This window comes from Bradyrhizobium sp. UFLA05-112 (genome assembly GCF_053572325.1).
In genome coordinates this window covers 1-14,064 of the sequence record NZ_JBANBK010000136.1, presented here as the reverse complement: position 1 = coordinate 14,064, position 14,064 = coordinate 1, and the positions used below count along the sequence as shown (strand labels likewise).

The following is a 14,064-nucleotide window of genomic DNA, read 5'->3' as shown; positions in this document are numbered from 1 at the left end:
TGCCCGCCGTACGTCACGCCATCGTCGATCTCATCCTTCGGCCGCCGTCTCAACGGTGTCCATACTGCCGAAAAAAAATCCTTGAAAAACACTGGCGCAAACAGATTCTGCCAAAGTAGTGATAGGCCGTGTAGCCATAAACCGTTGGCGTGATGCGACGAAGGCCCCGTCCGCTTTGCCCCGTTGGCGATCAAGATCGCGCGGCCGCGAGAACATGTCGCGAAGGCCCAGAACCGGAAAATCTCGCACGTTCCGCGGCGTCTTTTTTGTAGGGAACACACGCACGATCATTTGGGGAAACTCGTCGCTCGAACGGCCAATCGCATTGACCAACCGCGTTATGGACGGCCTCCGACGGCAGCATCGACATCAACCGTGTGCAAACATCTTGCAGCGCAGCTACGGAACAACGTTACATCTGAGAGATCCGCGGAACGAAAAGGGGCGTCAGTCTTTCTCTGCCCTTTGGGAGGTGCCCATGACTTCTCAGGCCACGGAAGGCGCATGTGCGTTCGCCTGGCGGAACTACTTGCTGCTCCACAGCGGTGTCAGCGAGAACGACAACAGGCGTTCCGCCCTCTATCGCTACGTCACCAACCTGCGTGACACCGGCCAATATGATTTTGACCTCTTGCAAATAGCGGCAGTCGCTTACTTGAAAAACCTGGACGCACTGCAAGACGACGGAGCGGCGAGACGCGCGGCAGATCGAGTGTTGGCCGAGCGCCTGGAAGCACGCAGTGCGCAACCGACACTTGGCTTCAGCCCATAACACCAGAGCGAAGGAGCGAACAGCATGGCAGATCAGACCGCTAACCCAAACCGTTTCGCGCGTGACCCACAGAGCCGCATCACCGCAGTCACAGCAATCGGCATGAATGCGTTGAAGCCAGTCATGCACTTCCAGGTCTCAATGCTGAGGATGTGGGCCGATAGCATCGAGAGGTTCGCGGGCAATTACCAAAAGGATTTGGAAGAAGCCGCGACCGAGGTAAAGGAACAGTCAGACAAGGAACGCGCCGCGTAAATCGACGCGATTTGTGAGGTGTTCTCTTTGTGAGGTGTTCTCCAAGAGCAGCGGCAAGAGCGGCGGCGTATCCGGCCGCCGCTCGAGGCGATGAGCGGGCTAGCGAATGGACCGATCAAATGCCGAGCACACTCTGGTAGGCGAACAGAGCCGGAACTCCGCCAGTATGAACGAAAACAACATCCGTGTCGGGTTGCCATCGCTTCGCCCGAACGAGCGCGATCAGGCCGGCCAATCCTTTCCCGGAGTAGACTGGATCTAGGGTCAAGGCTTCGAGCGCTCCTGCAAGCTTGATGGCCTCGATGGTCGCCGCATGCGGCACGCCATAAGCCGGACCAGCGTGCCCGGCGACGACCTCGACATCGTTCTCGTCGAAATCGGCGCGGATCAAATCGGCTGCGGCTCTTGCGTAGGCGATAACGTCGGAACGCACGCGCTCCGGTTCGGCATCGATGTCGATGCCGATGATCCGCGTCTTGGGCATCGCAACCGATGCCCCGACAACAAGACCGGCCTGTGTTCCCGCGCTGCCGGTGCAATGCACGATCGCGGCGGGGCGAATGCTGAGCCCCCGCGACTGCTCCGCGATCTCCACGATTGTCGATGCGTAGGCAATCGCGCCGAGTGGATTGGAAACGCCGTATGGCACGAAATAAGCCCGACGACCTTCGGCCCTGAGCCGGCTTCCCAGCTCCTCAATCGCAGCGTTGCGATTTCCCGTCCACGGCACGTCGTGGAGATGCGCGCCGAATAGCCGATTGAGCAGCGCATTTCCCGAAGTTTCGTACTCAGGGGTCGGCGGAGCCACGCGACCGTGGTAGACAGCGAGATGACACTCCAGCCCGAGCTTGGCTGCCGCGGCAGCGACCTGGCGTTGGCTGTTGGACTGGACGACGCCGCCAGAGACCAGCACGTCAGCCTTGGATGCGACGGCGTCGTGAAGCACGTAATCCAGCTTGCGCAGCTTGTTGCCGCCAAAGCCGAGACCGGTCGCGTCCTCACGCTTCACCCATAGGCGTGGCCCGCCCAAATGCGCAGTCAGTCGCCTCATTGGCTCGAGAGGTGTGGGCAGGCTCGCGAGCCCCAGGCGCGGAAACACCGACAGCCTGGAGGCCAGAGCCGATACGTCTCCCGTCATCATGTCGTCGAGACTACAGAGGCAGTCGACTTCCGCAAGGGGGCAGCAACGGCCTGCGCCCGGGAGACGCCTGACTGGTCGGCTCCGGGCCGATCAGCGGAACCATTCCATTGAGCGAGGCTTCTCCCTTCTAAGCCCTGAGTGAAGAAGTGAGGCCGCGTTGGGACAGCGCGGCTGTCAGACTACATCGCTTGCTCCAGGGAAGGCGTTGGCACACCTCCGTTGAGGGGGAACGCCGCCGCTATGTTACAAGGGCACGGAGGGAAGCAAGACTGCCGCTTAGTACGAGAGGGCCAGTGGAGAACATTCGCTATCGCGCATTTGAGTTCGTCGAGAAACTGCAGCAGCTTCCCGAGACTGCAGGCATCATGGACGCATTGCGCGAAGCGCTCAGGCAGCACGGCATCGAGTATTTCTGCTTCAGCTTCGTCACCCTCAGAGCAAACGAGCGCACCGAAGATATCATCCTTGGTGACGAGTTCCCGGACGGTTGGGTGAAGCACTATATCGAAAACGATTACGTTCATGCTGATCCCGCCGTCCGATATTCCAGGACGGCGACTCGACCCTATCGATGGGTCAAGGAGGCCCCCTATGACGCGCGGCTTGAATTGAAGACGGTCGAGATGGTGCAGCGGGCGTGGGACTGGGGCCTACAGGATGGATACGTGGTCCCGGTTGCCTCACCTGCCGGCCGGTTGGGCCAGGTATGGTTCGGCGGCCACGAGGTCAAGCTGCCAGAGGATGAACTGCCTGCGCTGCATTTCATGGCGTTGTACGCGTTCGATCAGGTGCTCAGGCTGCGCGGCACGCCCGATGTGCCGCAGATCATCCTATCGGAGCGAGAGCGCGAGGTGCTGACGCTGGCGGCCATCGGCCGGACGAGCGATCAGATCGCAGAGGCGATGAATATAACCGAGCGGACGGTGAAGGAGCACATCAAGAACTGCTGCAAAAAGTTGGGCGCGGTAACCCGCACGCAGGCTGTGATGATTGCGATGCGCGACAGGATCATCCAGCCGTGAGAGTTCTAGCGCAAGTGAGACGTCGGGGCCAATGACCGGGCCGCATCCCATAAGCAGCCCTGCCTGAGGCTTCGACCTCAATCCAGAACGAGCACCGGTTCGGACCAATCAACTTCTTGGCCGAGGCAATCCCAACACTCACCTCTTTCCGTACTCCGTGAAGACATAGTCGCGGTTCTGCACAACCGTATGGCACGCGAACCCGCACTTCGCGTCATGTTCCTGGGGCGGAGTGCTCGCCTCTGTGGAGGGGCTAAACGTATCGGACGCCGCGTCATAGTCGAACGCGCCCCATCCCCATCCGCCGCTGTCCGCGAACCTCTTGCTGTCCTTCACCATGAAATCAACGTCGTGCTGGGTGCCCGGCACCGTTGGCTGACCTGGGTAAGCCTCTTGTTTTTTCGGGTTCCAGTGAATCTTCGCCATCTTGGCGCCGTCCGGGAAAGCCTTGCCATTGCCGGGCACGCCTTCCTTGTAAGCACCGATCATTGCCGGATTCCCCACGATCACGGCGATCGCGCCTCCGTTCTCGCTGATCGCGATCACCGGCCAGTCTTCGTATCCTCTAAACTCGGAAAACGCGAGCCCGTTTGGTACCTGCACCGTGTACTTGTCCTGCGCGGAAATCGCGGCGCCAACCGTGAAAACGACGATCGACGCCGAAATACCAAGACCAATCAGCGTGAGTTTTTTCATTGTCGCCTCCTTCGTTGATTTAGCGGACGACGGCGATCGACGACTCCTTTGGAAATTGCGTCGTCGCATCGCCCTCTCCGAACTGCGCCGACCATTGCTCACCGGGAACGTGACTACAGCATGAATTTGCGCGTTGCGAAACGTCTGCGGGGCCGTCGGCCGGGTGATGTCCGTTTCTGTCCCGTAAGCGAGATGCCCGGCTCGGCACCGATGCGTTGCCCCGGAATGAGGAGCTTCTCACCTTGATCCTTCCCGCTGGATGGACCACCATCCTCGTCCTCACAGCTCACGACAAGAATGGGCGAGGAAACGCGGATGACCCAACTACCTGGATTTGGCCTGGTCGAGCGGGCGCGGGCGCTTGCGCCGCTGATCGGGCGCGAGGCGGATGCAATCGAGCGCGAGCGGAGGCTGACGCAGCCCGTCGTCGCAGCTCTCATCGAGAACGGGCTTTATCGCGCGCTGCTGCCGCAGAGCCTTGGCGGCGCCGAGGCTGCGCCTGAAGTTTTCATGCAGATGCTGGAGGAGATCGCGAAGGCGGATGCCTCCACCGCCTGGTGCCTCGGGCAGTGCGGCGTCTGCGCGATGATCGCGGCGTCGCTCGATCACCACGCGGCGGACGAGATCTTCAACACACCGCCCGGCATCCTCGCCTGGGGTGCGGTTGCGCATGCGGCGCGCGCGGCCGATGGCGGCTACCGCGTCAGTGCGCGCTGGGATTTTGCCTCGGGCTCGCGGCAGGCAGGCTGGCTGGGCGCGCATGTCCGCATCATCGGTGCCGACGGAGCGCCACGCACAAATGCCGATGGCTCGCCGGAAGTGCGCACCATCCTGTTTCCGGTCACGAGCGCAACGCTGCATGATGTCTGGCACGCGATCGGGCTCGCCGGCACCGGCACCGATTCCTATGAGGTCAACGATCTCTTCATTCCTGAGCGTTTCACGGCATTCCGCGACGTGCCGTCTGCTTTACGCGAAACCGGTCCGCTCTACAGGCTTGGCACCGGCTCGACCTTCAGCCTCGGCTTTGCCGCGGTGTCGCTCGGCGTCGCGCGGGCGACGCTGGATGCGGCCATCGCGCTGGCGCGCGGCAAACACCAGTCGCTCGCAGCGAAAGCGATGCGCGACAATGCAGCCGTTCAAGGCCTGATCGGCCGCACCGAAGGCGATCTGCGCGCGGCGCGCGCCTATCTCTATGCGACGGCGGGCGCGATGTGGCGCGAGCTGACCGCTAGCGGCGAGTTCAAGGAGCCGCATCGCTCAGCCGTGCGGCTGGCATCAACCTGGACTATCCAACAATCAGCGAAGGTGGTCGATATCGCCTATCGCATGGCGGGCGCGACCGCCGTGTTCCGCAACAATCCGTTCGAACGGCGCTTTCGCGACATCCACGCGATCGCCCAGCAGATCCAGGCGCGCGACACGCATTATGAGGATGTCGGAAGGGCGATCCTGTCGGCGGGCTGAGCCTGCGACCCGATCCTTCGGCTACGCCCTGCGCGCACCGGGCAGGCGGCCGCGCCAGCCCATGCCGATGACCAGGGCGAGCGCCAGGAGCAGCACCGTGGCGGCAGCAAAGCTGACGATGCGGTCGCCGCCCGAGCAGACGTCGCGGTCAAGGCAGGCGCTCGAAAGCATGCCCTGTTGCAGCAGGGCGCCAAGCGCCATCACATAAAGGACACCGCCGAGCACGAGATAGGCCATCGTCACCAGCGCGCGGCGCAGCCGTGACGGCATCGCGGCGTCATCGAGCTCGCGGCGCTCGGTGATGAATTGCGATGACGTCGCCTTGGCGAGATCGCGGATCTGGACGGTGGAATGCGTCAGGAGATCGTGCACCGCCTGGTTGCGGCGCGTCGCCATCATGGTCAGGAAGGAATACCAGCTCAGCAGGCTCTTGATGGCGAAGCGCGCGAATGCCTTCCTGAAGGTCAGATTGCCGCCGCCATCATCGACGACACGCAGGTTGGTCCAGTAGTGCCCGAGCGTGCCGCCGGCGCGCGATACCAGCACCGGTTCATAGAACACCAGGATCAGCACGACCGCCATGCCAAGGACGCGGGCAATCAAGTCGCTTTGCAAATTGCTCGCCAGCGCCACCGCGCCGAACAGCAGGGCCATCGCCAGCATCCAGTCGAGCAGGATGGCTTTCAGCCGCCGCGCGCACCGGGCATAGCGCGGGGCGTCAGACGTGACTGGGGTAGTGAGGCTCATGGGGGACCGATCCCGACATTCCGATTCAATGATCAGACGCCGAGACTCAAGCAGAGGTTCAATCAGGCCACCAGCGCAGCGTGCTCGTCGCCCGTCGCGTCCACCCCGCGCTGCGCCGCGAGCAGGCTGACGATCTCGGCATTGGGGCGGGCCTTGGAGAACAGGAAACCCTGCCCCTCATGGCAGCCCTCGGCGCGCAGGCAGCTCAGCTCGACCTCGGTCTCGACACCCTCGGCGGTGATGGTGACCCCTAGGCCTTTGCCGAGGCTGACGATCGAGCGGATGATCGCCTGCGACTCGCGGTTGGCGCTGAGATCGCGCACGAAGGACTGGTCGATCTTGATCTTGTCGAAGGGGAAGCTGCGCAAGTAGCTGAGACTCGAATAACCGGTGCCGAAATCGTCCATGGAGATCCGCACGCCCAGCGCGCGCAAGGCATGCAGCGTCGCCAGCACCTGGGCGCTCTTTTCGAGCAGCAGCGTCTCGGTGATCTCGAGCTCGAGCCGAAGCGGCGGCAAGCCAGAGTGCTTCAGCGCCTCGGTGACCATCGAGAGCAGATTGCCGCTGCGGAATTGCAGCGGCGACAGGTTGACGGCAACGCGGACGTCGTCGGGCCAGGTCGCGGCATCCGCGCAGGCCCGGCGCAGCATCAATCCGCCGAGCAGATTGATCAACCCAGTGTCCTCGGCGACCGGAATGAATTCGGCCGGCGACACCATGCCGCGCTCGGCATGTGGCCAGCGCACCAGCGCCTCGAAGCCGGTGATGCGGCCGCTCGAAAGGTCGATCAGCGGTTGATAGAACGGCCGCAGCACGTCGTTCTGGATCGCGTCGCGCAGCTCCACCTCGATCTTGCGGCGGCTCTGCGCCTTCGCATGCAGCGCCGCCTCGAAAAACGCGAACGTGCCGCGCGCATCCAGCTTGGCGCGCGACAGCGCCATGTCGGCGCTCTTGAGAAGCTTCTCGGAATCATCGCCGTCGCCGGGCGCCATGGCGATACCGATGGAGGCGCCGATCACCACGGAATGGCCGTCGAGCAGATAGGGATCGGCGATGGCCTCCAGCAGGCGTTTTGCCAGCCCCACCGCATCTTCCGGCCGGGTGAGGCCGCTCTGGACGATGACGAATTCATCCGAATTGAGCCGCGCCAGCGCGTCTTCATCGCGCAAGGTGGAGCGCAGGCGCTTGGCGACGCCGCGCAGCAGCTTGTCGCCGATCGCGTGGCCGAGCGTGTCGTTGACCGCCTTGAAATTGTCGAGCCCCAGCATCAGCACCGCGACCTTCTCAGTGTTGCGGCGCGTGTGCAGCAGCATCTCGTCGATCTGCTGGCGCAGCAGATTGCGGTTCGGCAGCCCGGTCAGACCGTCATGCTGGGCCATGAACGCAAGCCGCGCCTCGGCGCGCTTGCGTTCGGTGATGTCCATCAGCGCCAGCAGCACCGCCGGCCGATCGGCGTAGGTCAATTGGCGCGAGTAGATTGCAAGATCGATCAGCGCGCCGTCGGCCTTCACGTGCTTCCAGGTGCGCGCGGCCTGTTCCTCGCTGCTCCGGCCGCTTGTCCAGGGCAGCTCGCTGTCGAAGGCCTGGAGCGAGCGAATCGTCAGCTTCTCGAACTCGGCACGGCTGTGGCCGTAATGCGCGACCGCGGCGTCGTTGACGCCGAGGATGCGCTCATCGTCCAGCGCGCAGACGATCATGGGCACGGGATTGCCGTCGAACAGCAGGCGGAACGAGGCCTCGCGCTGCTTCAGTTCGGTGATGTCGACGCGCAGACCAACGACGCCGCCGTCATCGGTCAGGCGCTCCTCGATCATGATGACGCGGCCGTCGGCCAGCTTCTGCTCGTGACGCGCGCCGGGTTGATAGAGCTTTTGCAGCCGCTCGGCGATCCACTCGTCCTCATGGCCGATCGCTTCCGGATAGTCGCCGCGCGCAACGCCGATGCGCAGCGTATCCTCCAGCCGCGCGCCTTCCGCGAACAGATCGGCGGTCTTGTTGTAGATCTCGGCGTATTTCTTGTTCCAGAGGACGTAGCGGCCCTCGGCGTCGAGAAACACGATACCTTGCGGCAGCAGGTCGATGGCCTGGCGCAGCCGCTCGTGCGATTTGCGCGCGTCCGCGATCGCAGCTTCCGCTTCCGCACGGCTCTGCACGAGCGCATCGGTCTCGACCGGAAGATCATGCGGCCTCGCGCGCTTCGACGCCGGCTTGCGCGACCGTGCGGCCACCCTGGTGAGCGCCGTCCGCTTTCGCTTTCCTGCTTTTCGAGAACCCAAACTCAACTTCGCCCGTCCCACTCGCGCTTGGCAGTCGCGAGTTGTCGGACAAGTGTCTGAAAAAACGGTAATCCTGGGTGCGGCGACCCGCCGGGCGCGTCGCCGACGCAATCGCGCCGATTGCACTTCTTGTCCATTTGCAAGGCGACCGCGCGTTGACCGGCGCGATAGACGAATGTGGTGGTCGCTATGGGAAGGAGGGTTGGCGCAAAAACGCGCGCTTCCTATGAATTGATTCCGAATATGTGTCCGTTTGTATACAGGGCACCGCAATTCCGGGCGTCATCGCACGAATATTGATCAATCCAGCATAGGGTTATTGCGGCGTTAAGAAAGGACACCGTCCCGTGGGGCTGAGTTTTCCCGGAAAGAATCTAATCAGCACCCGGCGACTTCGGCACGACGGCTTTCGCATTGTGGTCGGACAAAACTGCCGGCACGTCGAACTTGCCGGTCTCGAGATCATATCTGCAGCTCCAGCTGTTCACCACGCCGGTCTGCGTGGGCTTGCGGCCCTTGACGTCGGCATCCCCCGACAGACTGATCAGGATATAGCGGTTCGCCGGCCAATCGGCGCCGAGCCAGCGATAGTTCTCTTCAAGCCCCCTCACCAGATTCGCCGACATATGATATTCCGGCGCCTTCTTGATCTTTCGCCAGTCGGGACGCGTCTTCAGATAGTCCCACGCCTGATCGCCGAGCGGCTTCTTGCCCGCGGAAACGTAACCATCCGGAGCAAGGCGGTACAGATAGAGCATCGACTCACCCGAGCCGGTCTTTTGTAAGCGAACGATCCAATTCACATCGTTGGTGAAGAGAAAATCCGCCGGATAGCCGGCCGGCTCCGCATCAAGAAGTGTGAATGCGCCCTGCCGGCGCGCCCAGAACTGCCATTTCCAGTCGTCCGTATCCTTGTTCAGGTATTGCTCGATCGTTGTCGCGCCATCCGGCGATGCCTTGGTGTATTTTTCTTCGATCCTGTAGCCCGCGGGCGGGGCTGCCGGCTGCGCGGCGGACGCCTCATCGCAGACGCCGATATTGCAGGCAACGAGCAGGCCGATCCAAGATGGCTTGATCCAAGATGCACTGCCCTTCATTTTCTGGCTCCCTTGATCCGGTCATGCGATTAGTCGCGCATGTCCCGATCAAGTTCGTTGTGGAAGCCACTCGCAGCAGCTTTCACCACCGCAAGCGGACCTTCGACCGTGAACCTTTGCGGCGGGACCTACGACAAACAACGGCCATCGCCGTAACAGCGGCGCGTGTCCATTGAGATTCCCATTCCTGTCGTCAGCATCGTTCTCATCCTGGGTGAAGTAATCTGACGTCTTGCAGACCGTCGCGCGGTCTCTCGCGCACCTCTGTAAAGACACTGTGAGTTCGTGCCCGCTCGAAAGCCTGGTTCTTAACCCTGAGGCGGCGTTGGGTTATAAGGGATGTCAGCATGAGTCCCTGCCGCTTCGCCTCCCTCCTGCTTTTGCTTGTTCTCCTGAATGCCGGCGGCGCGCTGGCCCAGGACAAGGGCAGCGTTAACCCAAAACCGCTGCCGCCGCTCGCCAATCCCAACGATCCCAAGATCGGCGCGAAGGAGCTGTTCGCGCGAAAGCTGCTGCCTTCGTCGGGGCCGGCGCATGTCATCGGCTCCTACGTCAAGGGCTGCATCGGCGGCGCGGCGCAGATGCCGCTCAACGGCGACAACTGGCAGGTGATGCGGCTGTCGCGCAATCGCAATTTTGGCCACCCCGACATGATCGCGCTAATCAAGCGCCTCGCGGCCAAGGCGCACAAGGATGCCGGCTGGCCGGGCATTCTGGTCGGCGATATCGGCCAGCCGCGCGGGGGACCAGCGCTGTCGGGCCATGCCAGCCACCAGATCGGGCTCGATGCCGACATCTGGCTGACGCCGATGCCGGACCATCGCCTCTCGCGCGAGGAGCGCGAGGAGATGTCCGCGGTGATGATGGTGCGCGAGGACCGGCTCGACATCGATCCAAAAGTGTTCACGCCCGGCCACGTGCTGGTGCTGCGCGACGCGGCGCAGGAGCCGGCGGTGCAGCGCATCTTCGTCAACCCCGCGATCAAGAAGGCGCTCTGCCGCGAGGCCAAGGGCGATCGCTCGTGGTTGTCGAAGATCCGCCCCTGGTGGGGGCACGACTATCACTTCCACATCCGCATGCGCTGCCCGCCCGGCGCCAGCGAATGCCAGGGCCAGCCGTCGCAATCCGAGGACGAAGGCTGCAAGTCGTCCGATCTCGCCTACTGGTTCAGCGATGGCGTGCTGCATCCGAAGCCACCGCCGGAGCCACCCAAGCCGAAACCGCCGATGACGCTCGCGCAAATGCCCGCAGCCTGCAAAGCCGTGCTGCGCGCACCGGACGCGAAGCCGTAGCATCGGCTTGCACGCTGCCGCCTCACACTCAATCGTCGTCCTGACGAAAGCCAGGGTCCTGGATCTGCGCTCGCTCCGCTCGCTTGTCCAGGACGACACGGATGGTTGGCTCGTACCACACGAATGCGCTAGGATCGGCCCGCCGCTGTGCCGTAAGCACGCGACATCTCGGGATGCGCGTCCCGTTCTTCGACAGCAAACCTGACTACACGCGGGCGGCACCACCGCGCCGCCAACGATGAGATTTGACATGCGCGCCCTCACCCTCCTTGCCGTGCTCTTCGTCAGCACGACCTCCGCCCTTGCGGCCGAAGAGCCGAGCGGCTGCGACAAGTTCAAATGGCCGATCGAGCGGGAACGTGCCGCGCTCACCGCACCGGACCGCGCGAAGCTCTCCTCGGGCAGCGAGCAGGCGGCCGTGCCGGCATCGGCCATCGCACTGACGCTGGTCGCGCCTGCCGACGCCAAACTGCCCTCTCCGCCGGAGCGCGCTCCGAAGGACGGCACTTTTGCCGGCTTTGCCAGCTTCAAGGCGGCACCCAAAGCCGGCGTCTACACCATCAGCCTGTCGGCAGGGGCCTGGGTCGACGTGGTCCAGGACGGGCATTTCCTCAAGCCCGTCGCCTTCAGCGGCGCGACCGACTGTGACGGCATTCGCAAGACCATGAAATACGAGCTTTCGGCCAAGCCTTTTGTGCTCCAGGTCAGCGGTGCGAAAGAGAATTCGGTCTCGATCGCGATCCTGCCCGCGGAATAGGCATCATCGTTAGACAAACGGTCGCCTTTACCGTAGGCCCCAGCCTGCTATGTTTGCAGTGCGATATCCCTGCCGGCCGTAAGCCGTTGCGGGGACTAGCGGAACAGCGCTTCCGTCGGTCGCGCCCAACCCATCTCACGCCAGATCTGCGCGTGCGTTTTTGCGCGCGACCTAGCACGGAGCGCTATTCATGTTTCGATTTGCCGGACTTTTCACCGCCTTCGTGATCTTCCTTGGTGCGGCCCTCTCGCCAGCGGCCGCCGAGGACAAGACGATCACCGTCTTCGCCGCCGCCTCGATGAAGAACGCGCTCGACGAGATCGACGCGGCCTACACCGCCAAGACCGGCGTCAAGTTTTCGGTCAGCTATGCCGCGAGCTCGGTATTGGCAAAACAGATCGAGCAGGGCGCGCCGGCCGACGTGTTCGTCTCCGCCGATACCGACTGGATGGACTACGCGATTTCCAAGAAGACCATCAACGAGCCGACCCGCGTCAACCTGCTCGGCAACAGCATCGTTCTGATCGCGCCCAAGGATTCGAAAATCGACAACGTCACGATCGCCCAGGGCTTTGACCTCGCCAAGCTCGCCGGCGACGGCAAGATCGCGACCGGCGACGTGAAGTCCGTGCCGGTCGGCAAATACGCCAAGGCCGCGCTGGAGAAGCTCGGTGCATGGCAGGCCGCCGAGCCGAAATTCGCCATGGCCGAGAGCGTGCGTGCCGCGTTGACGCTTGTTGCGCGCGGCGAAGCCGCGCTCGGCATTGTCTATTCGACCGACGCCAAGGTCGAACCGGGCGTCAAGATCGTCGGCACCTTCCCGGCCGAATCGCATCCCGCGATCATCTATCCGGTCGCCGCGACCACGACCGCGAAGGGCGAAACTAGCGACTATCTCGCCTTCCTGCGCTCGACGACGGCCAAGACGATCCTCGAAAAGTATGGCTTCAAGTTCCTGATCAGCCCCACAACCTAATGCTTGCAAACTTGATGCTTGCGACTTGATGTCCGCGATCACATCGGCCGAATGGACCGCGATCCTGCTTTCCTTGCGGGTCGCGGTCATCGCGACGTTGGTGGCGACGCCGTTCGGCATCGCGCTGGCTTGGCTGCTCGCGCGGCGTGATTTCTGGGGCAAATCGCTGCTCGACGCGCTGGTGCATCTGCCGCTGGTGCTGCCACCGGTCGTCACCGGCTATCTGCTGTTGCTGACGTTTGGCCGGCGCGGTCTCGTCGGCGGCTTTTTGGCGGATTATCTCGGCATCGTCTTCGCGTTTCGCTGGACCGGCGCCGCGCTCGCCTGCGGTATCATGTCGTTTCCGCTGCTGGTGCGACCGATCCGGCTCTCGATCGAGGCGATCGACCGCAGGCTCGAGCAGGCCGCGGAGACACTGGGTGCTGCACCCCTCAAGGTGTTTTTGACGGTCACGCTGCCTCTTGCTTTGCCTGGTGTCCTTGCCGGCATGGTGCTCGGCTTTGCCAAGGCTATCGGCGAGTTCGGCGCGACCATCACTTTCGTCTCCAACATTCCCGGCGAGACCCAGACGATCTCCTCAGCCATCTATTCGCTGATCCAGACGCCGGACGGCGACGCTGCAGCGGGACGGCTGGTGATCATCTCGATCGTGCTCGCGCTCGGTGCGCTAATCGCGGCCGAATGGTTCGCGCGGCGCGCGACCGCACGGCTGCACGGGAACTGACCATGCTGCGCGTCGACGTCGAAAAGCTGCTCGGCGAGTTCTCGCTTCAAGCCTCCTTCGCCAGCGAAGGCCGCGTGACCGGCCTGTTCGGCGCATCGGGTTCCGGCAAGACCACGCTCGTCAACATGATCGCCGGCCTGCTGCGGCCCGATCGCGGCACGATCGTCATCGACGGCGAGACCGTCGACGACACCGCCGCCAGCATCCACGTGCCGGCCTATCGCCGGCGCATCGGCTATGTCTTCCAGGACGCGCGGCTGTTTCCGCATCTGAACGTCGCACAGAACCTCGACTATGGCCGGCGGATGAACCGGCTGGCGCATGATCCTGCGCAACAGAAGCGCATCGTCGATCTGCTCGACATCGGCGCCCTGCTCGATCGCCGGCCCGGAAAGCTCTCCGGCGGCGAGCGCCAGCGCGTCGCGCTCGGACGCGCGCTATTGTCGAAGCCGCGACTGCTGCTGCTCGACGAACCCTTGGGCGCGCTCGACGAGAGCCGTAAGCTCGAGATTCTGCCCTATCTGGTGCGGCTGCGCGACGAGGCCAACGTCCCCATGGTCTATGTCAGCCACGACGCCGCCGAGCTGCGCCAGCTCGCCACCCAGATCGTCATGCTGCGCCAGGGTCGCGTGACGTCGTTCGGCGGGGTGAAGGTGCTGACGTGAGAGGAGAGAGATTTGAGGCACTCCACTTGCCTCAACTTCCACTGTCATTCCCCGCGAAGGCGGGGAATCCAGTACGCCGCGACCTCTCGATAGAATCACTACCGCCTCTGGAATACTTGTATGGGCTTGGTCAAGGATGAGTGGTTGTTAGATCATTTCAGATCATCTCCTTGTTCG

15 protein-coding genes are annotated in these 14,064 nt (G+C 63.1%); 9 read left to right on the top strand and 6 right to left on the bottom strand.

Annotated elements, in window-relative coordinates; genetic code table 11:
* Positions 1-30 precede the first annotated feature (30 nt).
* Positions 31-291, bottom strand: a complete 261-nt coding sequence (locus SO180_RS40130; protein ID WP_449384312.1) for a hypothetical protein — start codon at positions 289-291, stop codon at positions 31-33.
* Between the two features lie 187 nt (positions 292-478).
* On the opposite strand from SO180_RS40130, the gene SO180_RS40125 reads away from it, so the two are divergent.
* A complete protein-coding gene (locus tag SO180_RS40125) occupies positions 479-772 on the top strand; it encodes a hypothetical protein (protein ID WP_449384311.1) in 294 nt (97 codons plus the stop codon).
* Between the two features lie 24 nt (positions 773-796).
* Positions 797-1,027: a hypothetical protein gene (locus SO180_RS40120; protein ID WP_449384310.1), complete on the top strand. Its 231-nt coding sequence runs from the start codon at positions 797-799 to the stop codon at positions 1,025-1,027.
* A 115-nt stretch (positions 1,028-1,142) separates the two neighbouring features.
* Here the strand turns inward: SO180_RS40120 and SO180_RS40115 are convergent, their stop codons facing one another.
* A complete protein-coding gene (locus SO180_RS40115; protein ID WP_449384309.1) occupies positions 1,143-2,165 on the bottom strand; it encodes a D-cysteine desulfhydrase family protein in 1,023 nt (340 codons plus the stop codon).
* 296 nt (positions 2,166-2,461) lie between these two features.
* Between SO180_RS40115 and SO180_RS40110 the strand changes: the two genes are divergently transcribed.
* Complete coding sequence (locus SO180_RS40110; protein WP_449384308.1) at positions 2,462-3,190, top strand: helix-turn-helix transcriptional regulator; 729 nt, start codon at positions 2,462-2,464, stop codon at positions 3,188-3,190.
* A 138-nt stretch (positions 3,191-3,328) separates the two neighbouring features.
* Here SO180_RS40110 and SO180_RS40105 read toward each other — a convergent pair whose 3' ends face one another.
* Entirely contained in the window at positions 3,329-3,886 is a 558-nt protein-coding gene (locus SO180_RS40105; protein WP_449384307.1) for a cytochrome P460 family protein, read from the bottom strand.
* A 315-nt stretch (positions 3,887-4,201) separates the two neighbouring features.
* On the opposite strand from SO180_RS40105, the gene SO180_RS40100 reads away from it, so the two are divergent.
* Positions 4,202-5,353: an acyl-CoA dehydrogenase family protein gene (locus tag SO180_RS40100; protein ID WP_449384306.1), complete on the top strand. Its 1,152-nt coding sequence runs from the start codon at positions 4,202-4,204 to the stop codon at positions 5,351-5,353.
* A 21-nt stretch (positions 5,354-5,374) separates the two neighbouring features.
* On the opposite strand, the gene SO180_RS40095 is transcribed toward SO180_RS40100, so the two are convergent.
* The 3 genes from SO180_RS40095 to SO180_RS40085 all read right to left on the bottom strand — a co-directional run bounded on the left by SO180_RS40095 (position 5,375) and on the right by SO180_RS40085 (position 9,473).
* Positions 5,375-6,100, bottom strand: a complete 726-nt coding sequence (locus tag SO180_RS40095) for an RDD family protein (protein ID WP_449384305.1) — start codon at positions 6,098-6,100, stop codon at positions 5,375-5,377.
* Positions 6,101-6,162: 62 nt separating this feature from the next.
* Positions 6,163-8,328: a sensor domain-containing protein gene (locus SO180_RS40090; RefSeq protein ID WP_449384304.1), complete on the bottom strand. Its 2,166-nt coding sequence runs from the start codon at positions 8,326-8,328 to the stop codon at positions 6,163-6,165.
* A 422-nt stretch (positions 8,329-8,750) separates the two neighbouring features.
* On the bottom strand, positions 8,751-9,473 hold the full coding sequence (locus SO180_RS40085) for a hypothetical protein (RefSeq protein ID WP_449384303.1): 723 nt from the start codon (positions 9,471-9,473) through the stop codon (positions 8,751-8,753).
* A 347-nt stretch (positions 9,474-9,820) separates the two neighbouring features.
* Between SO180_RS40085 and mepA the strand changes: the two genes are divergently transcribed.
* From mepA to modC, 5 genes are all read left to right on the top strand, one after another.
* On the top strand, positions 9,821-10,765 hold the full coding sequence (gene mepA / locus SO180_RS40080; protein WP_449384302.1) for a penicillin-insensitive murein endopeptidase: 945 nt from the start codon (positions 9,821-9,823) through the stop codon (positions 10,763-10,765).
* Positions 10,766-11,015: 250 nt separating this feature from the next.
* Entirely contained in the window at positions 11,016-11,522 is a 507-nt protein-coding gene (locus SO180_RS40075) for a hypothetical protein (RefSeq protein ID WP_449384301.1), read from the top strand.
* Between the two features lie 190 nt (positions 11,523-11,712).
* Positions 11,713-12,498, top strand: coding sequence for a molybdate ABC transporter substrate-binding protein (modA, locus tag SO180_RS40070; protein WP_449384300.1), 786 nt, complete (start codon positions 11,713-11,715; stop codon positions 12,496-12,498).
* A gap of 28 nt (positions 12,499-12,526) precedes the next feature.
* Entirely contained in the window at positions 12,527-13,222 is a 696-nt protein-coding gene (gene modB, locus SO180_RS40065) for a molybdate ABC transporter permease subunit (RefSeq protein WP_449384299.1), read from the top strand.
* Positions 13,223-13,224: 2 nt separating this feature from the next.
* Entirely contained in the window at positions 13,225-13,887 is a 663-nt protein-coding gene (gene modC, locus SO180_RS40060; protein ID WP_449384298.1) for a molybdenum ABC transporter ATP-binding protein, read from the top strand.
* Positions 13,888-14,064 lie beyond the last annotated feature (177 nt).

Coding starts and splice junctions, on each gene's coding strand:
- modA (WP_449384300.1), top strand. CDS start 11,713: ATGTTTCGATTTGCCGGACTTTTCACCGCCTTCGTGATCTTCCTTGGT.
- SO180_RS40100 (WP_449384306.1), top strand. CDS start 4,202: ATGACCCAACTACCTGGATTTGGCCTGGTCGAGCGGGCGCGGGCGCTT.
- SO180_RS40115 (WP_449384309.1), bottom strand. CDS start 2,165: ATGACGGGAGACGTATCGGCTCTGGCCTCCAGGCTGTCGGTGTTTCCG.
- SO180_RS40095 (WP_449384305.1), bottom strand. CDS start 6,100: ATGAGCCTCACTACCCCAGTCACGTCTGACGCCCCGCGCTATGCCCGG.
- modC (WP_449384298.1), top strand. CDS start 13,225: ATGCTGCGCGTCGACGTCGAAAAGCTGCTCGGCGAGTTCTCGCTTCAA.
- SO180_RS40130 (WP_449384312.1), bottom strand. CDS start 291: ATGATCGTGCGTGTGTTCCCTACAAAAAAGACGCCGCGGAACGTGCGA.
- SO180_RS40125 (WP_449384311.1), top strand. CDS start 479: ATGACTTCTCAGGCCACGGAAGGCGCATGTGCGTTCGCCTGGCGGAAC.
- SO180_RS40085 (WP_449384303.1), bottom strand. CDS start 9,473: ATGAAGGGCAGTGCATCTTGGATCAAGCCATCTTGGATCGGCCTGCTC.
- SO180_RS40075 (WP_449384301.1), top strand. CDS start 11,016: ATGCGCGCCCTCACCCTCCTTGCCGTGCTCTTCGTCAGCACGACCTCC.
- modB (WP_449384299.1), top strand. CDS start 12,527: ATGTCCGCGATCACATCGGCCGAATGGACCGCGATCCTGCTTTCCTTG.
- SO180_RS40105 (WP_449384307.1), bottom strand. CDS start 3,886: ATGAAAAAACTCACGCTGATTGGTCTTGGTATTTCGGCGTCGATCGTC.
- SO180_RS40120 (WP_449384310.1), top strand. CDS start 797: ATGGCAGATCAGACCGCTAACCCAAACCGTTTCGCGCGTGACCCACAG.
- mepA (WP_449384302.1), top strand. CDS start 9,821: ATGAGTCCCTGCCGCTTCGCCTCCCTCCTGCTTTTGCTTGTTCTCCTG.